23 protein-coding genes are annotated in these 20282 nt (G+C 45.1%); 5 read left to right on the forward strand and 18 right to left on the reverse strand.

Features of this window, described 5'->3' with window-relative positions:
• Positions 1–100 precede the first annotated feature (100 nt).
• Positions 101–331 (forward strand): hypothetical protein, encoded by a 231-nt coding sequence (locus CLV82_RS10485; protein ID WP_133644249.1) that lies wholly within the window; start codon positions 101–103, stop codon positions 329–331.
• Here CLV82_RS10485 and CLV82_RS10490 read toward each other — a convergent pair.
• A complete protein-coding gene (locus CLV82_RS10490) occupies positions 321–1676 on the reverse strand; it encodes an NAD-dependent succinate-semialdehyde dehydrogenase (protein WP_133644250.1) in 1356 nt (451 codons plus the stop codon). The two genes, CLV82_RS10485 and CLV82_RS10490, sit on opposite strands and share 11 nt — an antisense overlap.
• A gap of 190 nt (positions 1677–1866) precedes the next feature.
• Between CLV82_RS10490 and CLV82_RS10495 the strand changes: the two genes are divergently transcribed.
• Positions 1867–2274, forward strand: coding sequence for a glyoxalase (locus CLV82_RS10495; protein WP_133644251.1), 408 nt, complete (start codon positions 1867–1869; stop codon positions 2272–2274).
• Here CLV82_RS10495 and CLV82_RS10500 read toward each other — a convergent pair.
• Positions 2266–2946 carry a DUF2461 domain-containing protein gene (locus CLV82_RS10500; RefSeq protein ID WP_133644252.1) on the reverse strand — a complete coding sequence of 227 codons (681 nt, stop codon included), beginning with the start codon at positions 2944–2946 and terminating at the stop codon, positions 2266–2268. The two genes, CLV82_RS10495 and CLV82_RS10500, sit on opposite strands and share 9 nt — an antisense overlap.
• Positions 2947–3037: 91 nt before the next feature.
• Here CLV82_RS10500 and epsC point away from each other — a divergent pair, with 91 nt between their 5' ends.
• Both epsC and cysM read left to right on the forward strand, forming a co-directional pair.
• Complete coding sequence (epsC, locus tag CLV82_RS10505) at positions 3038–3832, forward strand: serine O-acetyltransferase EpsC (RefSeq protein WP_133644524.1); 795 nt, start codon at positions 3038–3040, stop codon at positions 3830–3832.
• Positions 3822–4706 carry a cysteine synthase CysM gene (gene cysM / locus CLV82_RS10510; RefSeq protein ID WP_133644253.1) on the forward strand — a complete coding sequence of 295 codons (885 nt, stop codon included), beginning with the start codon at positions 3822–3824 and terminating at the stop codon, positions 4704–4706. The genes epsC and cysM overlap by 11 nt, the downstream gene beginning before the upstream one ends.
• A gap of 60 nt (positions 4707–4766) precedes the next feature.
• Here the strand turns inward: cysM and CLV82_RS10515 are convergent, their stop codons facing one another.
• The 4 genes from CLV82_RS10515 to CLV82_RS10530 all read right to left on the reverse strand — a co-directional run bounded on the left by CLV82_RS10515 (position 4767) and on the right by CLV82_RS10530 (position 8110).
• A complete protein-coding gene (locus CLV82_RS10515) occupies positions 4767–5360 on the reverse strand; it encodes a hypothetical protein (protein ID WP_133644254.1) in 594 nt (197 codons plus the stop codon).
• Positions 5361–5439: 79 nt separating this feature from the next.
• On the reverse strand, positions 5440–5943 hold the full coding sequence (locus CLV82_RS10520) for a Dps family protein (protein ID WP_133644255.1): 504 nt from the start codon (positions 5941–5943) through the stop codon (positions 5440–5442).
• A gap of 245 nt (positions 5944–6188) precedes the next feature.
• On the reverse strand, positions 6189–7292 hold the full coding sequence (gene corA, locus CLV82_RS10525; RefSeq protein WP_133644256.1) for a magnesium/cobalt transporter CorA: 1104 nt from the start codon (positions 7290–7292) through the stop codon (positions 6189–6191).
• A 41-nt stretch (positions 7293–7333) separates the two neighbouring features.
• Positions 7334–8110 (reverse strand): tRNA pseudouridine synthase A, encoded by a 777-nt coding sequence (locus tag CLV82_RS10530; RefSeq protein ID WP_133644257.1) that lies wholly within the window; start codon positions 8108–8110, stop codon positions 7334–7336.
• Positions 8111–8404: 294 nt separating this feature from the next.
• On the opposite strand from CLV82_RS10530, the gene CLV82_RS10535 reads away from it, so the two are divergent.
• Entirely contained in the window at positions 8405–8830 is a 426-nt protein-coding gene (locus CLV82_RS10535; RefSeq protein WP_243744192.1) for a hypothetical protein, read from the forward strand.
• Positions 8831–8870: 40 nt separating this feature from the next.
• On the opposite strand, the gene CLV82_RS10540 is transcribed toward CLV82_RS10535, so the two are convergent.
• The 12 genes from CLV82_RS10540 to CLV82_RS10595 form a co-directional block, all read right to left on the reverse strand.
• Positions 8871–10340, reverse strand: a complete 1470-nt coding sequence (locus CLV82_RS10540; RefSeq protein ID WP_133644259.1) for a magnesium chelatase — start codon at positions 10338–10340, stop codon at positions 8871–8873.
• A gap of 26 nt (positions 10341–10366) precedes the next feature.
• Positions 10367–11521, reverse strand: coding sequence for a vWA domain-containing protein (locus CLV82_RS10545; RefSeq protein ID WP_133644525.1), 1155 nt, complete (start codon positions 11519–11521; stop codon positions 10367–10369).
• Between the two features lie 69 nt (positions 11522–11590).
• Entirely contained in the window at positions 11591–12187 is a 597-nt protein-coding gene (gene hisIE, locus CLV82_RS10550) for a bifunctional phosphoribosyl-AMP cyclohydrolase/phosphoribosyl-ATP diphosphatase HisIE (protein ID WP_133644260.1), read from the reverse strand.
• Positions 12188–12227: 40 nt separating this feature from the next.
• Positions 12228–12983, reverse strand: a complete 756-nt coding sequence (hisF, locus tag CLV82_RS10555; protein ID WP_133644261.1) for an imidazole glycerol phosphate synthase subunit HisF — start codon at positions 12981–12983, stop codon at positions 12228–12230.
• 1 nt (position 12984) lies between these two features.
• The gene (locus CLV82_RS10560) at positions 12985–13491 is read right to left on the reverse strand and encodes a DinB family protein (protein WP_133644262.1); all 507 of its coding nucleotides are present in this window, start codon (positions 13489–13491) and stop codon (positions 12985–12987) included.
• The gene (hisA, locus tag CLV82_RS10565) at positions 13488–14264 is read right to left on the reverse strand and encodes a 1-(5-phosphoribosyl)-5-[(5-phosphoribosylamino)methylideneamino]imidazole-4-carboxamide isomerase (protein WP_133644263.1); all 777 of its coding nucleotides are present in this window, start codon (positions 14262–14264) and stop codon (positions 13488–13490) included. The genes CLV82_RS10560 and hisA overlap by 4 nt, the downstream gene beginning before the upstream one ends.
• Positions 14261–14842: an imidazole glycerol phosphate synthase subunit HisH gene (gene hisH / locus CLV82_RS10570; protein WP_133644264.1), complete on the reverse strand. Its 582-nt coding sequence runs from the start codon at positions 14840–14842 to the stop codon at positions 14261–14263. Before hisH ends, hisA begins: the two co-directional genes overlap by 4 nt.
• Before the next feature lie 42 nt (positions 14843–14884).
• Entirely contained in the window at positions 14885–16033 is a 1149-nt protein-coding gene (gene hisB / locus CLV82_RS10575; protein WP_133644265.1) for a bifunctional histidinol-phosphatase/imidazoleglycerol-phosphate dehydratase HisB, read from the reverse strand.
• Entirely contained in the window at positions 16033–17085 is a 1053-nt protein-coding gene (gene hisC / locus CLV82_RS10580) for a histidinol-phosphate transaminase (RefSeq protein WP_133644266.1), read from the reverse strand. Before hisC ends, hisB begins: the two co-directional genes overlap by 1 nt.
• A gap of 3 nt (positions 17086–17088) precedes the next feature.
• Entirely contained in the window at positions 17089–18402 is a 1314-nt protein-coding gene (gene hisD, locus CLV82_RS10585; RefSeq protein ID WP_133644267.1) for a histidinol dehydrogenase, read from the reverse strand.
• Entirely contained in the window at positions 18399–19256 is an 858-nt protein-coding gene (gene hisG, locus CLV82_RS10590; protein ID WP_133644268.1) for an ATP phosphoribosyltransferase, read from the reverse strand. The genes hisD and hisG overlap by 4 nt, the downstream gene beginning before the upstream one ends.
• 202 nt (positions 19257–19458) lie before the next feature.
• A complete protein-coding gene (locus CLV82_RS10595) occupies positions 19459–20274 on the reverse strand; it encodes a prohibitin family protein (RefSeq protein ID WP_133644269.1) in 816 nt (271 codons plus the stop codon).
• Positions 20275–20282 lie beyond the last annotated feature (8 nt).

The following is a 20282-nucleotide window of genomic DNA, read 5'->3' on the forward strand; positions in this document are numbered from 1 at the left end:
ATTATTAAAGTTTGTTAAGATCAATTAAACTTTTCTTAAGGCAGATCCGCCCGATTGATTTATTAAATAGCTTTAAATCAACAAACTATTTTCTTGAGCCATGCAAACCGTAGTCAAATATTTTACTGCCGCAATTTTCTCATTTTTCGGATATATCGTCACCGGCGATTCTCGCGAAGCTTCTGCAACCAGTCTGAATTCTCCATGGGTAGTAGAGGAGGTCAGGCATTTTTCGCTGCAAAAGGAAGCCAGGATCCGGCAACGGGATATACGCCTGATCAATCTTAACCCGGCAGCCAGCAGCAATAGTTGCTCTTCAACTACATGTTGATGTAAACGGTCTTTTTGTTGACGAATTCCTGTATCCCGTGATGTGATAATTCACGTCCATAACCCGAGGTGTTGACTCCACCAAAGGGCAGCCGGGGATCACTTTTCACTAACTCGTTGATAAACACCGCACCTTCGTCGAACAGTGGGATCAGGCGTTCTGCCCGCTCCCGGTCCTGCGTAAAGAGGGATACACCCAGTCCAAATTCGGTAGCATTGGATAATTGTACCGCTTCGTTTTCATCTTTAAATCGTGTGATCCCGATAGCCGGGCCAAAAGTCTCTTCTTTGAATAAAGGCATATCCTCGCTGACGCGGTCTAATACCGTGGGTTCAAAATAGGCGCCTTCCCTCCTGCCCCCTGTAAGAATTACTGCTCCCATGGCCTCGGAATCCTTCACCTGTTGTTCCAGCTCTTTGGCCAGGTCTTCCCTTGCCATAACCCCTATATAGGTATCTTGATCTGCCGGGTCACCGGATTGGAGATTCTTAACTTTCTCCAAAAACGCCTTAGTAAAGTCATCGGCAACTGCTTCATGCAACAGTAATCGCTTACCTGCGATACAGCTTTGGCCGGTATTCTGGAAGCGTGCCTGGATACAAGTGTCTATTGCCGAATCAAGTTCTGCATCTTCAAATACTACCAGGGCATTACTTCCCCCCAGTTCCAGTACTGATTTCTTTATTTCTTTGCCGGCTATTGCTGCCACTGAGGACCCGGCCGGTTTACTACCCGTAAGGGTCACCGCCTTAACTACAGGATCTTTAAGTATGGTCTCTATAGCATCACTACCCACCACCAGGTGTTGGAAACAGCCTTCGGGGAATCCTGCTCTTCTGAAAACACGACTGATCATTTCTGCAGATTTCATCACATTAGAAGCGTGTTTTAATAGCCCGACATTCCCGGCCATTAAAGCGGGTGCTGCAAACCTGAAGACCTGCCAGAAGGGGTAATTCCACGGCATGATGGCGAGAACCACACCCAGGGGTTCATAACGGACATAGCTTTTACCGGCATCAGTTTCTATGAGCTCGTCTGACAGATGATCTGCTGCATTCTCCGCGTAATATTCGCATACCCATGTACATTTTTCTATCTCCGCGATCGCCTGGGATATCGGTTTTCCCATTTCCTCGCAAATTGTTCGGGCATATTCTTGTTTGTTTTTCTCCAGTTCTGCCGCTGCTTTCAACAGGAGTGCCGATCTGTCAGGAAACGATTCCTTTTTCCATTTTCGGGCAGCTTGGTCCGCGCGTTTTATGAACTCCTTAATATCCTTTTCCGATAATTCTTCAAATTCGTAGAGTACTTTGTTATTGTAGGGGTTGACCGACTTTTTCATATAGATTTTTTATTTTCTTAAAGATAACAAGCTAATACTCCATGTTTGTTGGCTTCCGTGATGATTTTTAATTCAATCCCTGCCGGGCATATCAACTAGGCGCTAAACTGTTCATAAAGCAGTTAAAAACTAATCGCCCCCCGGCCATCTCGGGCCCATATTCTCTCTAATTTTAAGAAAACTACCTGTGATGAACAATAGATCAACCGATCTCCTGCGATTCCGTCCAGAGATTCCCTCCGCAAGAATTAACCCGAACATGAGTGATGACGAACGATTTCAGAATGTAACCCTGAGACCCATCATCAAATTCCAGAACCAGCTGCTGCTCGCTGCTTTCAAGAATTATATAGCGAAGCACAAGAATGGTTTTTATGAACTGTCTGTAGAGCGCAGGCTGGAATACATAGACAATGCTATCCACAAGGATATAAAATTCCGGAATTCGCTTAAAGGAATGGTCATTGGTCAGTTCACCGTGGAAGAATACGAAATATATATTCTGAATTCCTCCGCATTAAACAAACGGATGATGAACATGGTCATTGAACGACTTAAAGACCAGGTCCAGGTCTTTGAATTGGTTCCTTTACTTTAACAAGGATTCTCCATTCAGATCCGTGGTGAGAATATCACTCATCAGGTCAAAATAAGGTCTTATGGCTTTAAAGGAATCGTTGGCTTCATCAATAAAGCCGGGAGCCATAACTTCTTTGTCTGAGAATTTCCGAACAAATATGAACTGCTTTTTGCGGATCAGATCAATATCGGGGTGTTCCCGGTCAAACCCTTTAGGTGCCGTCTTTAGTTCCTCGCCCTCTATACTCCCCCATTTATCACTGAGCCCGGGGGCTGTTATGGTCTCACGGAATTCGGCAGCATCGCGTTCCAGTTCTTTCCTGATCCGCAGCAGGTCTTCCTTGTTGGGCTCCCAGAAACCGGCGGCTATAAAGGTCTCCTCTGGTTTTAACCGCAGGTAGTACCCACCTCGCCTGTGTTCTCCTGCCCTGGCAAAGGAACCGGCAAAATGCGTTTTATAGGGAGTCTTGTCCTGGGAAAAGCGCACATCGCGGTATATCCTGAACATTTTCAGTTTTTCGATCTCATCGTGCATTTTCATTTTCTCAAGTAATGCATTATAGAAATCCTTTACAGAAGTCTCTATTGCTTTGAATTCCTTTTTGTGTTCCGTGAACCATTCCCGGTTATTTTTCTCCCCCAAACGCTGCAGGAAACTGAAGGATTCCCGGGGGACTTTAGCGTTACTCATACCACAAATTTTATCCTATTTAGTTTAAAGTTAACCATTTTAGAGAGCCTTCTTTTTATTAATTGGTTAATTTTGAATGATAAAAGGTAATATGGATAAGGATGATATAGTCCGTAAAATAAAGGACCACAAGAAACAACCCAATCTTCGTTTTCGCCTGAAGACGGAGGTCGAGAAATTTTCCAATAAGCTCTTTCTATGTCTCTTTGACATGGAGACACCGGTGGAGCCCTCCCTTCTTGAACTGGAAGCGCAATTCACCTCCCTTGCTGAACTGGCTTGCTGGGACCCGGAAAATTCCTGCAAGGAACTGTGGGGACAATACCTGGAGAAATTACCCGTCATCCTTGAAAAACTTAACCTGGATGCGGAGGCTATCGCTGATTGCGATCCGGCTTCCCTGTCCCTGGAAGAGGTCTATATGGCTTATCCCGGGTTCTATGCCATTGCTATTTACAGGCTGGCACATGAACTCTATAATTTCGGATTCCCCCTGGTCCCCAGGCTTATGACAGAATACGCCCACAGTAAGACCGGGGTTGATATTAACCCGGGGGCACGCATTGGGAATTCGTTCTTTATTGATCACGCCACGGGAGTGGTAATCGGCGAAACCGCTGTAATAAGGGATCATGTGAAGATATACCAGGGAGTTACCCTCGGGGCTTTGTACGTGGCAAAGAATCTTGAAAAGACCAAACGGCATCCCACCATCGAAAACAATGTTACAATATATGCTAATGCCACCATATTAGGCGGCAATACCATCATCGGGGAAAATTCAATCATCGGGGGAAATGCTTGGATTACCTCTTCGGTCCCGCCAAATTCTACGGTATTTCATACCCCGGAAATTAAAATTAAAACGCTTCCCAATGTCCCATAATCTGACCGACCTGATCGGGAATACCCCGCTTGTTCTTTCGAGCCACCTGAATCCCAATAAGAACGTTAAATTATTCTTCAAACTGGAGGGACAAAATCCCGGCGGAAGTGTAAAAGACCGGGCGGCTTTGTTTATGATCAGGAATGGCCTGGAACGAGGTACCATTAGCAGGGAATCCAAGCTTATTGAGGCTACAAGTGGTAATACCGGGATAGCACTCGCCATGATCGCCGGTATTTATGGATTACAAATAGAACTGGTTATGCCGGAGAATGCCACTAAAGAACGGGTACAGACCATGAGGGCCTATGGAGCAAAAGTAACCCTTACTTCCTCGGATACAGGGATCGAAGGTGCCCGCGATTATGCAGAAGCCAAGGCCAAAGAACCGGGTTATTTCATGTTGAATCAATTCGCAAACGATGATAACTGGCGTGCCCATTATAACACCACAGGGCCGGAGATCTGGGAAGGTACCCAGGGAAAAGTGACTCATTTTGTTTCCTCCATGGGTACTACAGGTACCATCATGGGAACTTCGACATATCTTAAAGAAAAAAATCCCGCTATCCAGATCGTAGGTGTTCAGCCCACTGAAAATTCGAGTATCCCGGGAATAAGGAGATGGCCGGAGGCTTACCTGCCAAAGATCTACGACCCCCGGAAAGTTGACCGGATACTGGATGTCAGCGAATCTGATGCCCGGAAAATGGCGAACGTTCTTGCCGCCAAAGAAGGCATCTTCGCAGGAATGAGCAGCGGGGGCGCAACCGAGGCTGCTCTTAGACTCGCTAAAGAATTAGATCATGGTGTGATCGTCAGTATTATCTGTGACCGAGGGGACCGCTATCTTTCTTCCGACCTATTCCAATAAAAAAAAAGAGCACAAATTGTGCTCTTTTTTTCGGTTGATTCTCTCTAAGTTAACCAGCTATTATTTCTCTGATTTCTTCGTGTTATCATTGTTGCTTAGGGAATCGAGATCTTCATAGGTCTCGATGAAGAATTCAACTTCTTTCCCATTCTTATCGGTAAATACGTAAGAATCCTTGTTGTCCGAGGAATTATCTTTGGCTATATGCTGATCTTCCAGGATCTCCAGGTTTTCACCGTTTTCCAGTGCGACAAGAATCTCGTCCTTATCACTGATCAGGACAAAATCTGAGGTTGCACTTGCATCATAGCGAAATTTGATTCGCTCATCATATGCATCATCCGCATCATTATCTATCTCAACGGTTTTCATCACCTGCTTCTTAGGCAGTACCCTTTCCTGGTTTATATCGTTGCTGTCTTTATCGGCCAGCATAACCGCCATTTTTTTCTCGGTACTGATCTTTACTGAGTTTTTAATGACCTCGTTATTCCTCCACAACTTATATGTTTTTTTGGTGGTCTCAGATGCTATTTCCTCCTGCTGATCCATCGTGGATTTCTCAGGGTTTTCCTGCGCATTCATAGTGAAAGCAGTAACGGAAAATGCTCCGGTCATTAAAAGGGCTAATCTAATATTTTTGAAATTTTTCATTTGTTTTGTTTTAGGATTAAAAATTAATTAACATTCATCTGCTTGCCGCTCAAGGCAAGGCTCCAGGCCTTTCAGTACATCACTTGACAAGTTCAGCACTGTTCAGGCGCTCTTCATTCTTTTTATTCCATGCATCCAGCATCCAGCTGGTTTTTTCTAATTCTCGTATATAGGCACCTATCAGATCTATGGTACCTTCATCTTGTATGCCATCTGCTTCCGAGATGACCTTGGACATTTGTTTGAGTAAAATTCCATGGGCTTCCAAGATCTCATCCACCATTTGGGTATCTGTCAGATCCCTTGCACTTTCCTCGATGTTAGAGGTTTTTAAATACTCCGTGTAATTACTCATCGGGTGGTACCTCAGGGTCAGGATACGCTCGGCGATCTCATCGATCTTTATACGGGCATCGGAATATAATTCTTCAAATTTCTCGTGAAGATCAAAAAAGTTCTTACCCAGTATGTTCCAGTGAAAATTGCGTAATTTCTGGTAATACAGATGGTAATCTGCCAGGAGGGTATTAAGTTCCACCACTACCGGCAATAATTTATCTTCGTTGATATTTAAATAATTCATCGTTCTTTCTTAGCTGTTTTAATTCAATAAGTACGTGAAAACTATGCTATGAATAGGAGATCGTGCATAGTGGTCATATAAGACCTTGCGAAATGTGGCAGGATGCCAGAAACCTTTCTTGGTTCCGGGGCTTGCAACCCCTTGTGATCTCCAATAAATACACTAGTAATATAAGGCTGAGAGAGGCTAAGTCAAGGGATTTAACGGCCTTTAACCCTAATTCACGAATCTTAACATAATGAATGTTAAATCCAGCGTTTTTTCTTAAAGAAAATTAACATCCCAACCAGGATAATAAGCATCAGGGCAAGCACTACGGAATAACCATATCGCCAGTTGAGTTCGGGCATATATTCAAAATTCATCCCATAAATACCGGCGATAAAGGTTAAAGGAATAAAGATAGAGGCCATAATCGTCAGTACTTTCATCACCTCGTTCATTTTGTTGCTAACACTGGTCATATACATTTCCATCAGGCTGATAGACATTTCCCTGTATATCTGGAGGGTTTCATTTATTTCGATACAATGATCCAGGGCATCCCGGAGGTACAACCTCGTATCTTTAGAGATCATCGGGTTATCCGTTTCAATAAGGCGGTGAATCATTTCCTTAACCGGGAAGATCCATTTATGCATTCGGATCACTTCCTTTTTCAGTTCCTGAATCTTACGTGCCGTATCGGGTTTGGGGTCGTAATAGACTTCATCTTCAAGGGTGTCAATTCGTTCAAATATGTTTTCCGAGACTTCAAAATAACTGTCCACAACCGCATCGATCAGTGCAAAGAACAGGTAATCTGCACCCTTAGCCCGTATCTTCCCAGTCCTGTTGCGCAACCTTTCCCTGACACCGTTAAAAACGTCACCTTTCAGCTCCTGGAACACCAGGACATTATGTTTAAACAGCGTAAGAGCAATATGTTCCACCACCAATTGCTGGTTATCATCCAGGTAGAGCATCTTAAAGACCCCGAAGATATAATTATCGTACTCATCGATCTTAGGCCGCTGCTGGGTATTTATCGCATCTTCCAGTGCGAGGTTGTTGATCTCGAATTTCTTTCCAAGATCTTCGATAAATTTTTCGTCGCTGATCCCAATAATATCGATCCAGGAATTGGTATTGCTATCTCTTTGTTTCTCCAGTTCTGTCATGGACGCCAGGGAGTATTCCTGCAGGTGATCCCAATTATACTCCATGATATTCACTGAACTGGCCATTCCCTCGCGATCCCCTACATAGATAATAGCCCCGGGTTGTTTTCCTTTTTTCTGGGCGATTTTTCTCGGTCTGATGGCCCTGGTCTTGATATTTAATTTCCGCCTGATCTTTCGCTTGGTCATGGACAATAGTTTTTATAAAGATAAAAAAGTCGGTCTTGTTTTTACCCGAATTCTAAATGGTTTAGTGCTAACCCTGATCCGGGTGCCACGTATGTCCAGCGAGTATCATTCCCAGGTTCCAAAGATGCTCTTACCTGGTCCAGGCTTATGTTTCCACGCCCTAGTTCTATTAAAGCTCCCATGATCATCCTGACCTGGTACCTCATGAATCCCTCTGCCCTGATCTGCAAAAGGTAGGACTGCTCAGGAAAAAAACTGGCTTGCCAGCGGGTATTTAAAGCTAGCTCACATAGGGTAACCGTCCTGTTAGGATCCTTAAGTCCTTTTTGTTTTACGGTATAAGCACTAAAATCATGGGTGCCGACAAACAAGGAGGCTGCACTGATCATCAGAGGAATATCCAGTTGTTCGTGGATACAAGCCATAATGGGAGCACAGAAAGGATGGATCTTTTGTCCTGTAGAGAAGAGATAGGTATATTCCTTGATGCTGCTGTCTTTTATTATGTTGAATTCTGTGGGAACCGAGCTGATATCCAGAGCACGAATATCCGGGGGCAGGTTGCGGTTAAACAAGCTGATAAATTCCTCCCCATCCATATGAAGTTCTTCATCCAGGTAAAGGGCAACGGCAGCGGCCAGTGCTGAGACCTTGGCATCCGTGCGACCGGCTGCCAACACCCTGAAAGGGATATCCCCGAGTATAAATTTGAGGGTTTTTCTCACCATTCCTTCAACCGTTTTCTGCCCGGGCTGCCGCTGCCACCCACTATAGCGGAAACCGAGATATTGCATACGGATGACATACTGGTACTTCATAATTCACAAGCTGGGGTTGTCCTATCTTTTTTCATGACTTGGTGATAAGAATATAGATTATTTTTTATATTAGATTCCTGGATTGTTGAAAGTAAAGCATTATCTTCTTTCACACCGTATGCCAAGCGGTTCACAACATGGAACCTAAATTTTTAAAATTTGTAAAATAAAGAAAAACACACTCCGTTTTATCCCCATCGAAGGCTGTTCGAACATACACAATTTTTCAGTTGTCTTATGCAATACCTTTACTCGATTCTTAGTTGGAAACGATGTTTAATACTTTCAGTCGGAGTGTTGTCATCTCTGATTATCCTGAATTTTTATGGATTATACTCCAACAGGTTTTACCTCTTTAAACCGGATAATTATATTTTTCCAATCCTGAGCCTTCTTCATTTCACCTTCCTGTATGTCTTCTGGTTCAAGATCAAAGAACGCGAATACCCGGATCCGCGCATGCGGAACCTGGAATACGCCTTGTACGTAATCTTCGTAATTTACATCTTCAACACTGTAAAAACTGTGAATACCCTGATTAGTTCCGGGGAGTTTGCAGATCACCTGATACCCGCCACCTTTTACCCTGTTGGTGCTGTCATCATTGGACTGCAGTTGCTGCTACTCATCCTTACCCTGCTCACTTTTGGTCACAGAAAGCGGCTGATCGGTGATTATAAGACCGATTACCTCGATGATCACCTGGAGCCCTGGGATTAAAAAACCCGGCCAGAGACCGGGTTTATAAAGATGGCTACTGCTATAATTTACTGATATAGCTACCGTACAAATCCTTGAACTGGTAGCCATCCGTAAACCTGTGTTTACTAAGCTTATTATTGGCCACTAGCCCCCACAAGATAAATTCCTTCAGAAAATAACGATCTTCTTTAGCTGTATCCGGCTGGTACTTGTTAACTAATGCTTCGAGAGGAGGAACACTATCCAGTGCCTTACGGTAATCTTCATCCGGTCCTTCATCAGATAGATCAAATCCCTCTCCTTCAAAGAACCATTGGATCACCTCGTCATAGGGTGATTCCGCATCTTTTCGCTGTAATTTATCAATCCTGGGGAAGTAGGTTTCAAACAGGGATTTAATAGCATCTTCCAGGAGAATGATGGCGACTGCATCCGCTCCCTCCTGTTCTCCCTCGTATACCAGTTCAATTTTGCCGGTGATAGAAGGAATAACTCCCATAAAATCACTTAACCGTACTGTGGTTCTGTCAGAACCTGATTGTAAGCTCCGGTGCTCAGCGGTGCTCAAAAGGTTTTCATATGCCGTAATACTTGTTCTTGCACTCACCCCGCTTTTCGCATCGACATAATCACTTTCGCGCGCTTCAAAACTGATCTGCTCCAGCAGATCTTTAGCCAGGTCAGGAACATATACGGCATCTGTCTGCCTGCTGTCTACCTGTATCTCCTGTTCTGTGATCTTCCTGGCCGTCTCAATATCTTCCGGGTAATGTGTAAGAATCTGTGATCCTATCCGGTCCTTAAGGGGAGTTACTATACTTCCCCTGTTGGTATAATCTTCCGGGTTTGCTGTAAAAACAAACTGCAGGTCCAGGGGAAGCCTCAGTTTAAAACCACGAATCTGGATATCACCTTCCTGGAGTATATTAAATAAAGACACCTGTATCCTTGCCTGCAGGTCAGGAAGTTCGTTAATGACAAAAATGCACCGGTTCGCCCTGGGGATCATTCCAAAATGAATGACCCGGTCATCGGCATAGGATAAACGAAGGTTTGCGGCTTTAATCGGATCAACATCTCCTATAAGGTCGGCAACAGTTACATCCGGGGTGGCAAGTTTCTCAAAGAAACGATCTGACCGGTGCAGCCAGCTCAGAGGGGTGTCATCTCCTTTTTCTGCGATAAGCTCCCTGGCATACCTTGAGATCGGTTTAAAGGGATCATCATTGATCTCTGAGCCTTCCACATAAGGTATATATTCATCCAGGAGGTTTACCATCATGCGGGCCAATCGGGTCTTTGCCTGTCCGCGGAGGCCAAGTAAATTGATATTGTGCCTGGACAAGATAGCTCTTTCCAATTCCGGGATCACGCTGTCCTCGTATCCCCAGATGCCTTCAAAGGTAGTTTCCCCTTTCTTCAGCTTATCACGTAAATTATCCCGCAGTTCGTCTTTTATTGATTTAGGGGTATACCCGGCTGTTTTAAGTTCCCCAAGGGTATTTATCGTAGTATGATCTATATTCATATTCAGTTCTTTCTTTTTCTAACTATTTATTTGATCCTTCTTTTCCGGTTCTGTTCATAATCCTCGAATATCATTCCACCCAGGTCTTTCAGGCCGGTAAAGAAAGCCTTACCCCGGTTCGCTTCCGTAAAATGTCTTATAAACTGCTGCAGGTAAGGATCCTGTGCGATCATAAAGGTGGTGATCGGGATGTGAAGTTTCCGTGCCTGTCTTGCCATATTGTAGCACTTCTCGACAATGAAATCGTCCAGACCAACACTATTTTTGTAGTAATGTCCATCCGGTAAACGCAGGCAACTCGGTTTCCCGTCCGTAATCATAAAGATCTGTTTGTTGGTGTTCCGTTTCCTCCTGAGCATATCCATGGCTAATTGAAGACCGGCTACCGTGTTGGTATGATAAGGGCCAACTTTCAGGTATGGTAGTTCCTTGATGGAGATAGGCCATGCATCGTTCCCGAAGACAAGGATGTCCAGGGTGTCTTTAGGATACCTCGTAGTAATAAATTCGGCTAGCGCCATAGCTACTTTCTTAGCCGGGGTGATCCGGTCCTCCCCGTAAAGGATCATACTATGGCTGATATCGATCATGAGTACGGTACTCATTTGTGCCTTGTGGTGCGTGTCTTCGACCACAAGGTCGTTCTCGTTCATAGTGAACTCGTCCATCCCGTGGTTGATCTGGGCGTTTCTCAGGCTCTCGGTCATAGAGATTCGCTCCAGCGGATCTCCGTAATGATATTCCTTAAAATCGCCGGTGTGTTCGTCACCACGACCCGACGCACCGGTCTTGTGATTCCCCGATCCACTTCGTTTCAATTTTCCGAAGATCTGGTCCAGGGCTCTTTTCCGGATCAGTCGTTCCATTTTCGCAGTAATTGATCTAACACCACGACCTCCGTCTCCTTCTTCACCTTCACTCCCATCGCCATCACCGGGCTCAAATTCTTCCTGGATAAAACCCTTGGCCTTCAGGTCCTCGATAAAATCATCTATGGTATATTCTTCGGTGGTGAGTTCGTATTCCTTATCCAGTTCACGCAACCAGTCTAATGCCTCCTCAACGTCCCCGGAAGTGTGAGTGATAAGTTCCTGGAAAATTTCGAAAAGTTTATCAAAGGGAGATAGTTCCGGTGCTTCGTAGGAGGAGAACCGGAACCCTTTTTTCATATTCATAGCCATTTCATAAAAATAAGACATTTCATAAAATGGTTCTAAGATTTAAGAAACCTTAACCTTTAAGAACTGCGGTCAATGCCGCGATTGCAGGACTTTAACCACATCTTCCAGCCGGTAGCCCTTGGCCTGTAATAAGATCAAATAATGGAAGAGAAGGTCTGCACTTTCATTCAGAAAAAGTTCCTCGTTCTCATCTTTAGCTTCAATGATGGTCTCCACCGCTTCTTCCCCAACCTTCTGTGCAATCTTATTAATTCCGTCCCTGAATAATGAAGCCACATAGCTCTGCTGGTTTTCCATATCTGCCTTCCTGGAAGCGATCACAGATTCCAGTTTTGATAAAAAATTCTCATTGCTGCTGTTGTCTTCATTCCAGCAGGTATCGCTGCCGGTATGGCAAGTAGGCCCCTCCGGGTTTACTTTAATAAGCAGGGCGTCCTGGTCACAATCCATTTTCAGGGATACCAGGTTCAGGAAATTCCCACTTTCCTCACCTTTGGTCCAGAGTCGTTGCTTGCTCCTGCTGAAGAAAGTGACCTTCCGGGATTCCAGCGTTTTTGAAACAGCCTCCTGGTTCATATAACCCAGCATTAGGACGTTTCGGGTATCGGCATCCTGTATGATCGCGGGTACCAGCCCGTCTTCGCTCTTGGTGAAATCTATACTCATTCTGTTTTTGTATCTGGTTATTCCTTCCGTCTTTTGTTTACTATATCCTAACTGGAATCCCTTTTGCTTTGAGGGAAGATTTCAGTTCATGGATACCAATTTCTTTAAAATGAAAGACACTTGCCGCAAGAGCAGCATCGGCTTTCCCTGTAGTAAAGGTATCTGCAAAATGATCGATATTTCCCGCTCCACCTGAAGCAATGATCGGGATATTGAGACTCACAGACAACCTTGACAAAGCCTCGTTGGCGAAGCCATCCTTCGTCCCGTCATGATCCATCGAAGTGAATAATATCTCCCCCGCGCCCCTTTGTTCAACTTCTGCTGCCCATTCGAACAGGTCGATATCCGTAGGTACCTTTCCTCCCACCAGGTGAACTTTCCATTTCCCATTGACCTGTTTGGCATCTATTGCTACCACGACGCATTGGGAGCCAAATTTATCGGCCAGCTTATTGATGAGATCCGGGTTTTTAACGGCAGATGAATTTATTGATATCTTATCAGCCCCGTTCTGTAAAAGGATGTCCACATCCTCTACTGAAGAGATCCCGCCACCCACGGTAAACGGGATATTTACTTTTTCAGCTACTTTCAGTACCAGTTCTGCGAGTGTCTTCCTGCGTTCCTCTGTTGCCGATATATCCAGAAAAACCAGTTCGTCTGCTCCTTCCCTGGCGTAAGCAGCGGCAAGTTCCACAGGATCACCGGCGTCTTTCAGGTCTACAAAATTGATCCCTTTCACAGTACGGCCGTTCTTAATATCCAGGCAGGGTATAATTCTTTTGGTCAGCATGCTATTCGTTCTTCCTATTTAAATTAGTCCCCTTGTAAAAACCGAGATCCTGTTCTTTCAGGAATTTGGTCCAGAAAGCAATCTGCCCCGCGTGGTAAGACAGGTGTTCCGTGACGTGGATCACAATGGCCGTACCGGATAATTCAAAACCCTGTACCCGGCGGATCCTCAGTAGCTCTTCCTCCGGACAATTTCTGATGATCTCTTTGGCTTTGGCAACAGTGCCGGAAAAATCTTCTAGTAATTTCTTTTTGGAATAACCCGGGTTGCTTTGAAATTCCTCATCCCGTTGCCGGGTATCCGGGTTTTTTCCAAGAGATGAAATGATATATTGACTGATATTTCCCTGGAGGTGTAACAGCAGGTTTCCCATACTGTTGAGGGCTGTATTTGGTTTTTTCCAGACATCCTCCTCATCAAGAAAATCAAAGCTCTTCCTTACTTTCTCTTCTCCCTGGTCCAGGTAATGGCAACTGCTTTCTTTGAAGTCTTCTATTATCATTCTCATTGGGCTAAGATAAACTGTTCCAGTTCTTTAAGACTTATCCGGTTTTCATATATCGCTTTCCCGATAATAGCGCCTTCACATCCTATGGCCTGCAGCCTGGGTAATTCCCCGAAGGATGAGATACCACCGCTGGCGATTAACCTGACCTGGGGCACCAGGAAATCCTCAACCCCGCTAGCTCCTATTTTGGTCTCCAGTTTCGCAGTTTTGTCAATGATCTTGCGGTATAAATCAAAGGCCGGCCCCTGCAGCATACCATCTTTGGAAATATCCGTGCAGATAACATATTGTATTCCTTTCTCCAGGTATTTCTGAATAAAAGGAACCAGGTCTACCCCGGAATCTTCCAGCCATCCGGCCAGGGCTACCTGTTCATTCCGGGCATCGGCGCCGAGAATAATTTTATCAGGGCCATAGGTAGAGATCCAGCCTTCAAAGGTTTCCGGGTCCTTTACCGCTATACTACCCCCGGTGATCTGGGATGCACCACTCTCCAATGCGATCCGCAGGTCTTCATCAGTTTTGATACCTCCACCAAAATCAACTCTGAGCGAAGTGCCCGACGTAATTCTTTCCAGGACCTTGTGGTTAACGATATGGCTGGCTTTAGCGCCATCCAGGTCTACCAGGTGCAGGTATTTAATCCCGTGATCCTGGAAGCGTTTCGCTACCTCCAGGGGATTGCTATCGTATACTTTCTGGGTATTGTAATCTCCCTGGGACAGACGGACACATTTGCCGTCTATGATATCTATGGCCGGAATTATCCTCATAATGCTAAAAAGTTTTTCAATATGTTCTCACCCACTTCACTGCTTTTTTCCGGGTGAAACTGTACCCCGTAGAAATTATCTTTTCTCAGGGCAGCGCTGTATACCGGTCCGTATTCAGAACGGGCTATAGTCTGTTCGCAAAGAGGTACATAGTAACTATGCACCATATAGATATAAGATCCCTCTTCTATCCCCTTAAATAATGGCGACGACAGTTGTTCGATATTATTCCAGCCTATCTGCGGTACTTTTTGTCCCTGGTTAAAACGTCTCACAGGGACGTCAAAGATAGACAGCCCTTGCGTATTTCCTTCTTCGGAATAATTACACATTAGTTGCATGCCAAGGCATATTCCTAACACGGGCTGGGTGAGTTCAGGAATCAGCGTATGTAATGCACTGGCTTTAAGTTTTTCCATGGCACTGCCTGCAGCGCCGACCCCGGGGAATATTACCTTATCGGCAGCGGCTATTTCATCAGGATCATCACTGAGTACTGCTGTGTATCCCAACCGTTCGAATGCAAATTTGATGCTCTGGATGTTCCCGGCACCGTAATTTATAATAACTAATTTCATAGGTCTGCTACTAAGGAATGCTTTCCTGCTCCTTATTTAATATTAGAGTACTCCTTTTGTGCTGGGAAGTACCATCTTATCGGCATCCCGTTTAACCGCCATTTTAATTGCTTTGGCAAAGGCCTTGAAGATAGCTTCGATCTTGTGATGTTCGTTGGTCCCTTCGGCCTTAATGTTCAGGTTTGCCTTTGCTCCGTCTGAAAATGATTTAAAAAAGTGCAGAAACATTTCTGTAGGCATGTCGCCTACTTTTTCACGTTTAAAATCGGCCTCCCAGACCAACCAGTTCCTGCCGCCAAAATCTATGGAGACCTGGGCCAGGCAATCATCCATAGGCAGGCAGAACCCATAACGTTCCATTCCCAGTTTATTACCGAGTGCCTTGTGAAAGACTTCGCCCAGGGCAATTGCAGTATCTTCTATGGTATGGTGTTCGTCTACTTCAAGGTCTCCCTTGACATCGATGGTAAGATCCATCTGCCCGTGGCGAGCCAGTTGGTCCAGCATATGGTCAAAGAAGGCCAATCCTGTGCTGATCTTGCTCTTTCCCGCTCCATCAAGGTTCAACTCTATCTTTATATCGGTTTCGTTGGTTTTGCGATGTATGGCCGCGGTTCTGTCGTCTAATTTCAGGAATTCGTAAATGCGTTTCCAGGAATTGGTTTCCAGTGCGATATACTGATCCAGGTCTTTTTCATCGACAGAAATTTCATCGGTACCCAAAAAGGTTTTGTCATTTATAAATATGCCCTGTGCTCCCAAATTTTTGGCGAGCTCGATATCGGTTAGCCGGTCCCCGATCACGAACGAATTTTCCAGATCGTATGGGCCTTCAAGAAATGCTGTAAGCAGTCCTGTAGCTGGCTTCCGGGTTGGCGCATTATCTTTTGGAAAAGTACGGTCTATACAGATCTCTGAAAACTCTACTCCTTCGTTCTTAAAAGCTTCCACTATAAAATCCTGTACAGGCCAGAAAGTGTTTTCGGGAAAAGAGTCTGTACCTAAACCATCCTGGTTAGTGACCATCACCAGCTCATAATCGAGTTCAGAAGCTATTTTCCCCAGGTAGCGGAATACCTCGGGATAGAACTGCAGCTTCTCAAAACTGTCTATTTGCTCATCCGCAGGTTCCCTGATCATGGTTCCGTCGCGGTCTATAAAAAGTACTTTCTTTTTTAATTGATTTTCCATTACCTCAATGTTTTTAAAGCATTCAACAGCTTCTGATTTTCCTCTGGGGTACCTATAGTTATCCTGAGGGTATTATTGCAAAGGGGTTGCGTAGACCTGTTCCTGAGTACAAATCCACGTTCCAGCATTTGTGTATACCTCTTGTTCGCATCATCTACCCGGAGCAGTACAAAGTTAGCATCAGAGTCATAGATATCACTGACAAAAGGAATTTCAGCAAGCAGTGGGATGAGCCGTATTCTCTCAGAAACGATGGTTTCAATTTCCCGTTTTACCGATCCCGTATCAGCCAGGGCCTCCACTACCCTTCTTTGGGTCAGGGCATTAATATTATAAGGGGGTTTTATCTTATTCAGGACCGCGATGATATCTCGGGATGCATAACATATACCAAGCCGCAGACCTGCAAGACCATAGGCTTTTGAAAATGTCTGTGTAATGACCAGGTTAGGATAGTTGCCGAGTTCCCGGAGCCAACTGCCTTCCTTTGAAAAATCGATATAGGCTTCATCGATCACCACGAGCCCGTTAAACGAACCCAGCAATTGCCGGATGGTTTCATCGGAAAACCGGTTCCCGGTTGGGTTGTTAGGGGAACAGAAGAATAAAAGTTTGGTCTGCTCATCAGCTGCTTCCAGGATGCCCTCCACATCGGGCTCCAGTGTATCTTTGCGCAGTAATACTTCCCTGTTTTCCACAGCGTTGATATTAGCGAGCACCTGGTACATCCCGTAGGTAGGTGGGAGTGTGATCACGTTATCCTGCCCCGGTTCGCAAAACGCCCTGAACAACAGGTCCAGGACTTCATCACTTCCATTTCCAAGCAAAATCTGCTTTTCCGAAACGTCCTTGATGGAGGCCAAGCTTTTTTTCACCTTCCATTGCTGGGGATCCGGGTACCGGTTAAGGCCATTATCGAAAGGATTTTCATTCGCATCGAGAAATACCATCTCGGACCCATCCGAATGATATTCGTCCCGGGCAGAAGCGTAGGGCTTCATCTTCCGGACATTTTCCCGGACCAGCTTTTCAATATTGAATACTTGAGACATCTTTTAGTTATTTAAAGCGGATTCAGGGTTGTTCTTTGCGATCTCGCGTAGCCGGAGGGTCACAGCGTTTTTATGCGCCTGCAGTCCTTCTGCTTCGGCCATTATCTCTATGGCACTACCTATAGTTTCCATACCATCCGCCGTGATCTTCTGGAAAGTGATGCTTTTAGTAAAACTATCCAGGTTCACCCCGCTGTACTGCCTGGCATACCCATTTGTCGGCAGGGTATGATTCGTGCCCGAGGCGTAATCCCCGGCACTTTCGGGAGTGTAATTCCCCAGGAATACAGATCCTGCATTGATGATCCGGTTTACGATAAACTCCTCTGCCTCCATACAGACAATGAGGTGTTCAGGGCCGTATGCATTGATAAGCTCCGCCACTTGTTCCTCTGTTGTAACGTAAATGAATTTACTGTTGCTGATTGCCTTTTCCGCAATGTCTTTCCTTGGCAATAGTGATAATTGTTCCTTCAGCTCTCCTGCCACTGAGCTGAGCAGGGATTCAGAGGTAGCCACAAGGATCACCTGGCTGTCAGGACCGTGTTCCGCCTGGCTCAGCAGGTCTGAAGCTACGAATGCCGCATCTGCGCTCTCATCGGCAACCACCATTAATTCACTGGGTCCGGCGGGCATATCAATAGCAATACCGTAACGCGTTGCCCATTGTTTTGCAACGGTAACGTACTGGTTGCCTGGCCCGAATATCTTATATACCGCAGGAATAGTTTCGGTGCCAAAAGTCATGGCCGCAATGGCCTGGATGCCCCCTACTTTAAAAATTTTATCTATCCCGCAGCTTTTTGCTGCATAGCAAATGGCCGGGTCAATTTCTCCGTCCCGGGACGGGGGTGTACAAAGAATGATTTCTTTACATCCGGCAATCCTGGCGGGTATCGCCAGCATCAGAACCGTAGAGAAAAGAGGGGCGCTTCCCCCCGGGATATAAAGCCCTACCTTTTCTATAGGTCGCTTTTCCTGCCAGCACCGGACACCTGGACTGGTTTCCACAGAAACCCTTTCGCTGATTTGGGCTTTGTGAAACTTAGTAATGTTAGATTTGGCGAGTTCTATAGCTTGTTTCAGGGCATCAGGCACGTCTTTGGCCCTTGATTCTATTACATCGGAGGGTACTTTCATGTGGTCCAGCTCTAAACCATCAAATTTAGCGGTGAATTTTAATACCGCTCTATCGCCTTGTTGCTGAACCTCTTTAAATATCTCCCTGACAGTATCTTCTAACTGCTCAAAACGCTGGGTTGGCCTGGCAAGTATTTCTTCCCATTGTTCTTTTCCCGGTTCTCTGATTACCTTCATAACACCATCTTTTCAATTGGGCACACCAGGATTCCTTCTGCTCCTGCCCGTTTTAATTCATCTATCACCTCCCAGAAAGTATCTTTGTTGATAACCGTATGTACTGAACTCCACCCTTCTTCAGCCAGGGGAAGAACAGTAGGACTACGCATTCCTGGTAATAATTCCAGTATGCGGTCAAGTTTATCATTGGGAGCGTTCATCAGAACATATTTAGACTGCTGCGCCTTAAGTACGGATCGTATCCGGAAACGCAATTGCTCCAGGATTTCCCTGGTTTCAGGTTTAATGCCCGGGGAAACTGCCAGCACGGCTTCACTTTTTAAAAGTACCTCTACTTCTTTAAGGTTGTTCTTGAACAAGGTACTACCACTGGATACGATGTCTACGATCGCATCGGCGAGCCCGATATTCGGTGCTATTTCCACAGATCCGGTAATAATATGAAGGTCTGCTTCTATCCCGTTCTTCTCAAGGAAGGAATTCACGGTATTCGGGTAAGAGGTGGCGATCCGCTTCCCTGAAAGATCGGCCATACTCTTATAGGACTGTCCTTTTGGGACAGCCATGGAGACCCTGCACTTGGAAAAACCCAGTTTTTCAGCGATCTCTATATCCTCTCCTTTTTCGACCAACACGTTCTCCCCTATAATAGCTATATCTACTACCCCATCACGGAGGTATTGCGGGATATCCCCGTTCCTGAGGTAAAATACCTCCATAGGAAAATTCGGGGAAGATGCCTTTAGCTGGTCCTTACCATTATCAATAGAGATCCCGCTGTCTTTAAGGAGCGCCAGGGAGTCCTCATTCAGTCTTCCGCTTTTCTGGATAGCAATTCTGATCTTGTTCATGTTCTCTTTATAGCTGTTAATTTTTTTCCCACTACCAATAAAAAAACCCGTTTGATTGCTCAAACGGGTTAGAATATATTTTGATGTACAACAATACACTTCTAGCTCGCTTGAGGGCAAGTATAGAAATGATGATGTGTGATCTGGTTTCTCATTAGGCAAGTAAAATTATAACATATTTTTATTTGATAAAAATAATATCCTAATTATTTCCCAGAATTAAGGGAAGCCCATCTTTACTGGAGCCCACGATCACTACCTTAGAATTAGGGGATTGCGCCAATTTCAGGGTGGCTTCTATTCCTTTGTCCTGAAGGATCTGCTCATTCAAAGAGGCACTCAGGATCTTATTCGCGTCAGCCTTTCCCTGGGCTTCTATACGCTGTCTCTGCGCTTCCTTGTCAGCCTTTTCGAGGCGGAATTCGTATTCCAGCGACTCCTGTTCTTGTTTTAATTTACGTTCGATCGCATCCTTGATCGTCGGAGGAAGGGTGACATCCCGCACCAGGATTTCATCAAGAACGATAAACTGGTTATCCACGATCTTCTTGGTTTCCTCAAAGATCTCTTTTTGTATGGCATCACGCTTGCTGCTGTAAAGTTGTTCCGGGGTATACCGACCAACAACACTTCGTGCCGCAGAACGGATCGTAGGCAACAAGATCCGCTGTACGTATCCGTCTCCTATCTGTTGGTGTAATTTTCCAAGTTCATCGTATTTGGGCTTAAACCATGCCGATGCGTCAAGTTGTATATCCAGTCCATTCGAAGAAAGAACTTTCATTTTTTCGAAAAGTTCCTGCCGCCTTACTTCGTAGATAAACACCTTGTTCCAGGGGGCGACAATGTGAAATCCTTCCCCTAAAGGAGCTTCATCGGTCACAACTCCGCCACCGAAGGTCTTGTAAAGTACTCCAGCCTCACCGGAGCCGATGGTGACAGCTGATTTAGAGATAAGAATAATAAGTAAAATGATAATAAATACTGCGGGTAACGCAATTTTTGGGAGTCTGTCCATTGATTGTT

The sequence above is a fragment of the Zeaxanthinibacter enoshimensis genome, from assembly GCF_004362865.1.
GTDB lineage: Bacteria > Bacteroidota > Bacteroidia > Flavobacteriales > Flavobacteriaceae > Zeaxanthinibacter > Zeaxanthinibacter enoshimensis.

Coding starts and splice junctions, on each gene's coding strand:
- CLV82_RS10490 (WP_133644250.1), bottom strand. CDS start 1,676: ATGAAAAAGTCGGTCAACCCCTACAATAACAAAGTACTCTACGAATTT.
- CLV82_RS10515 (WP_133644254.1), bottom strand. CDS start 5,360: ATGAAAAATTTCAAAAATATTAGATTAGCCCTTTTAATGACCGGAGCA.
- CLV82_RS10495 (WP_133644251.1), top strand. CDS start 1,867: ATGAACAATAGATCAACCGATCTCCTGCGATTCCGTCCAGAGATTCCC.
- hisD (WP_133644267.1), bottom strand. CDS start 18,402: ATGAAGGTAATCAGAGAACCGGGAAAAGAACAATGGGAAGAAATACTT.
- CLV82_RS10560 (WP_133644262.1), bottom strand. CDS start 13,491: ATGAGAATGATAATAGAAGACTTCAAAGAAAGCAGTTGCCATTACCTG.
- hisB (WP_133644265.1), bottom strand. CDS start 16,033: ATGGAAAATCAATTAAAAAAGAAAGTACTTTTTATAGACCGCGACGGA.
- CLV82_RS10485 (WP_133644249.1), top strand. CDS start 101: ATGCAAACCGTAGTCAAATATTTTACTGCCGCAATTTTCTCATTTTTC.
- hisIE (WP_133644260.1), bottom strand. CDS start 12,187: ATGAGTATAGATTTCACCAAGAGCGAAGACGGGCTGGTACCCGCGATC.
- hisG (WP_133644268.1), bottom strand. CDS start 19,256: ATGAACAAGATCAGAATTGCTATCCAGAAAAGCGGAAGACTGAATGAG.
- CLV82_RS10500 (WP_133644252.1), bottom strand. CDS start 2,946: ATGAGTAACGCTAAAGTCCCCCGGGAATCCTTCAGTTTCCTGCAGCGT.
- cysM (WP_133644253.1), top strand. CDS start 3,822: ATGTCCCATAATCTGACCGACCTGATCGGGAATACCCCGCTTGTTCTT.
- epsC (WP_133644524.1), top strand. CDS start 3,038: ATGGATAAGGATGATATAGTCCGTAAAATAAAGGACCACAAGAAACAA.
- CLV82_RS10595 (WP_133644269.1), bottom strand. CDS start 20,274: ATGGACAGACTCCCAAAAATTGCGTTACCCGCAGTATTTATTATCATT.
- corA (WP_133644256.1), bottom strand. CDS start 7,292: ATGACCAAGCGAAAGATCAGGCGGAAATTAAATATCAAGACCAGGGCC.
- CLV82_RS10530 (WP_133644257.1), bottom strand. CDS start 8,110: ATGAAGTACCAGTATGTCATCCGTATGCAATATCTCGGTTTCCGCTAT.
- hisF (WP_133644261.1), bottom strand. CDS start 12,983: ATGCTGACCAAAAGAATTATACCCTGCCTGGATATTAAGAACGGCCGT.
- hisH (WP_133644264.1), bottom strand. CDS start 14,842: ATGAAATTAGTTATTATAAATTACGGTGCCGGGAACATCCAGAGCATC.
- hisA (WP_133644263.1), bottom strand. CDS start 14,264: ATGAGGATAATTCCGGCCATAGATATCATAGACGGCAAATGTGTCCGT.
- CLV82_RS10520 (WP_133644255.1), bottom strand. CDS start 5,943: ATGAATTATTTAAATATCAACGAAGATAAATTATTGCCGGTAGTGGTG.
- hisC (WP_133644266.1), bottom strand. CDS start 17,085: ATGTCTCAAGTATTCAATATTGAAAAGCTGGTCCGGGAAAATGTCCGG.
- CLV82_RS10540 (WP_133644259.1), bottom strand. CDS start 10,340: ATGAATATAGATCATACTACGATAAATACCCTTGGGGAACTTAAAACA.
- CLV82_RS10545 (WP_133644525.1), bottom strand. CDS start 11,521: ATGGCTATGAATATGAAAAAAGGGTTCCGGTTCTCCTCCTACGAAGCA.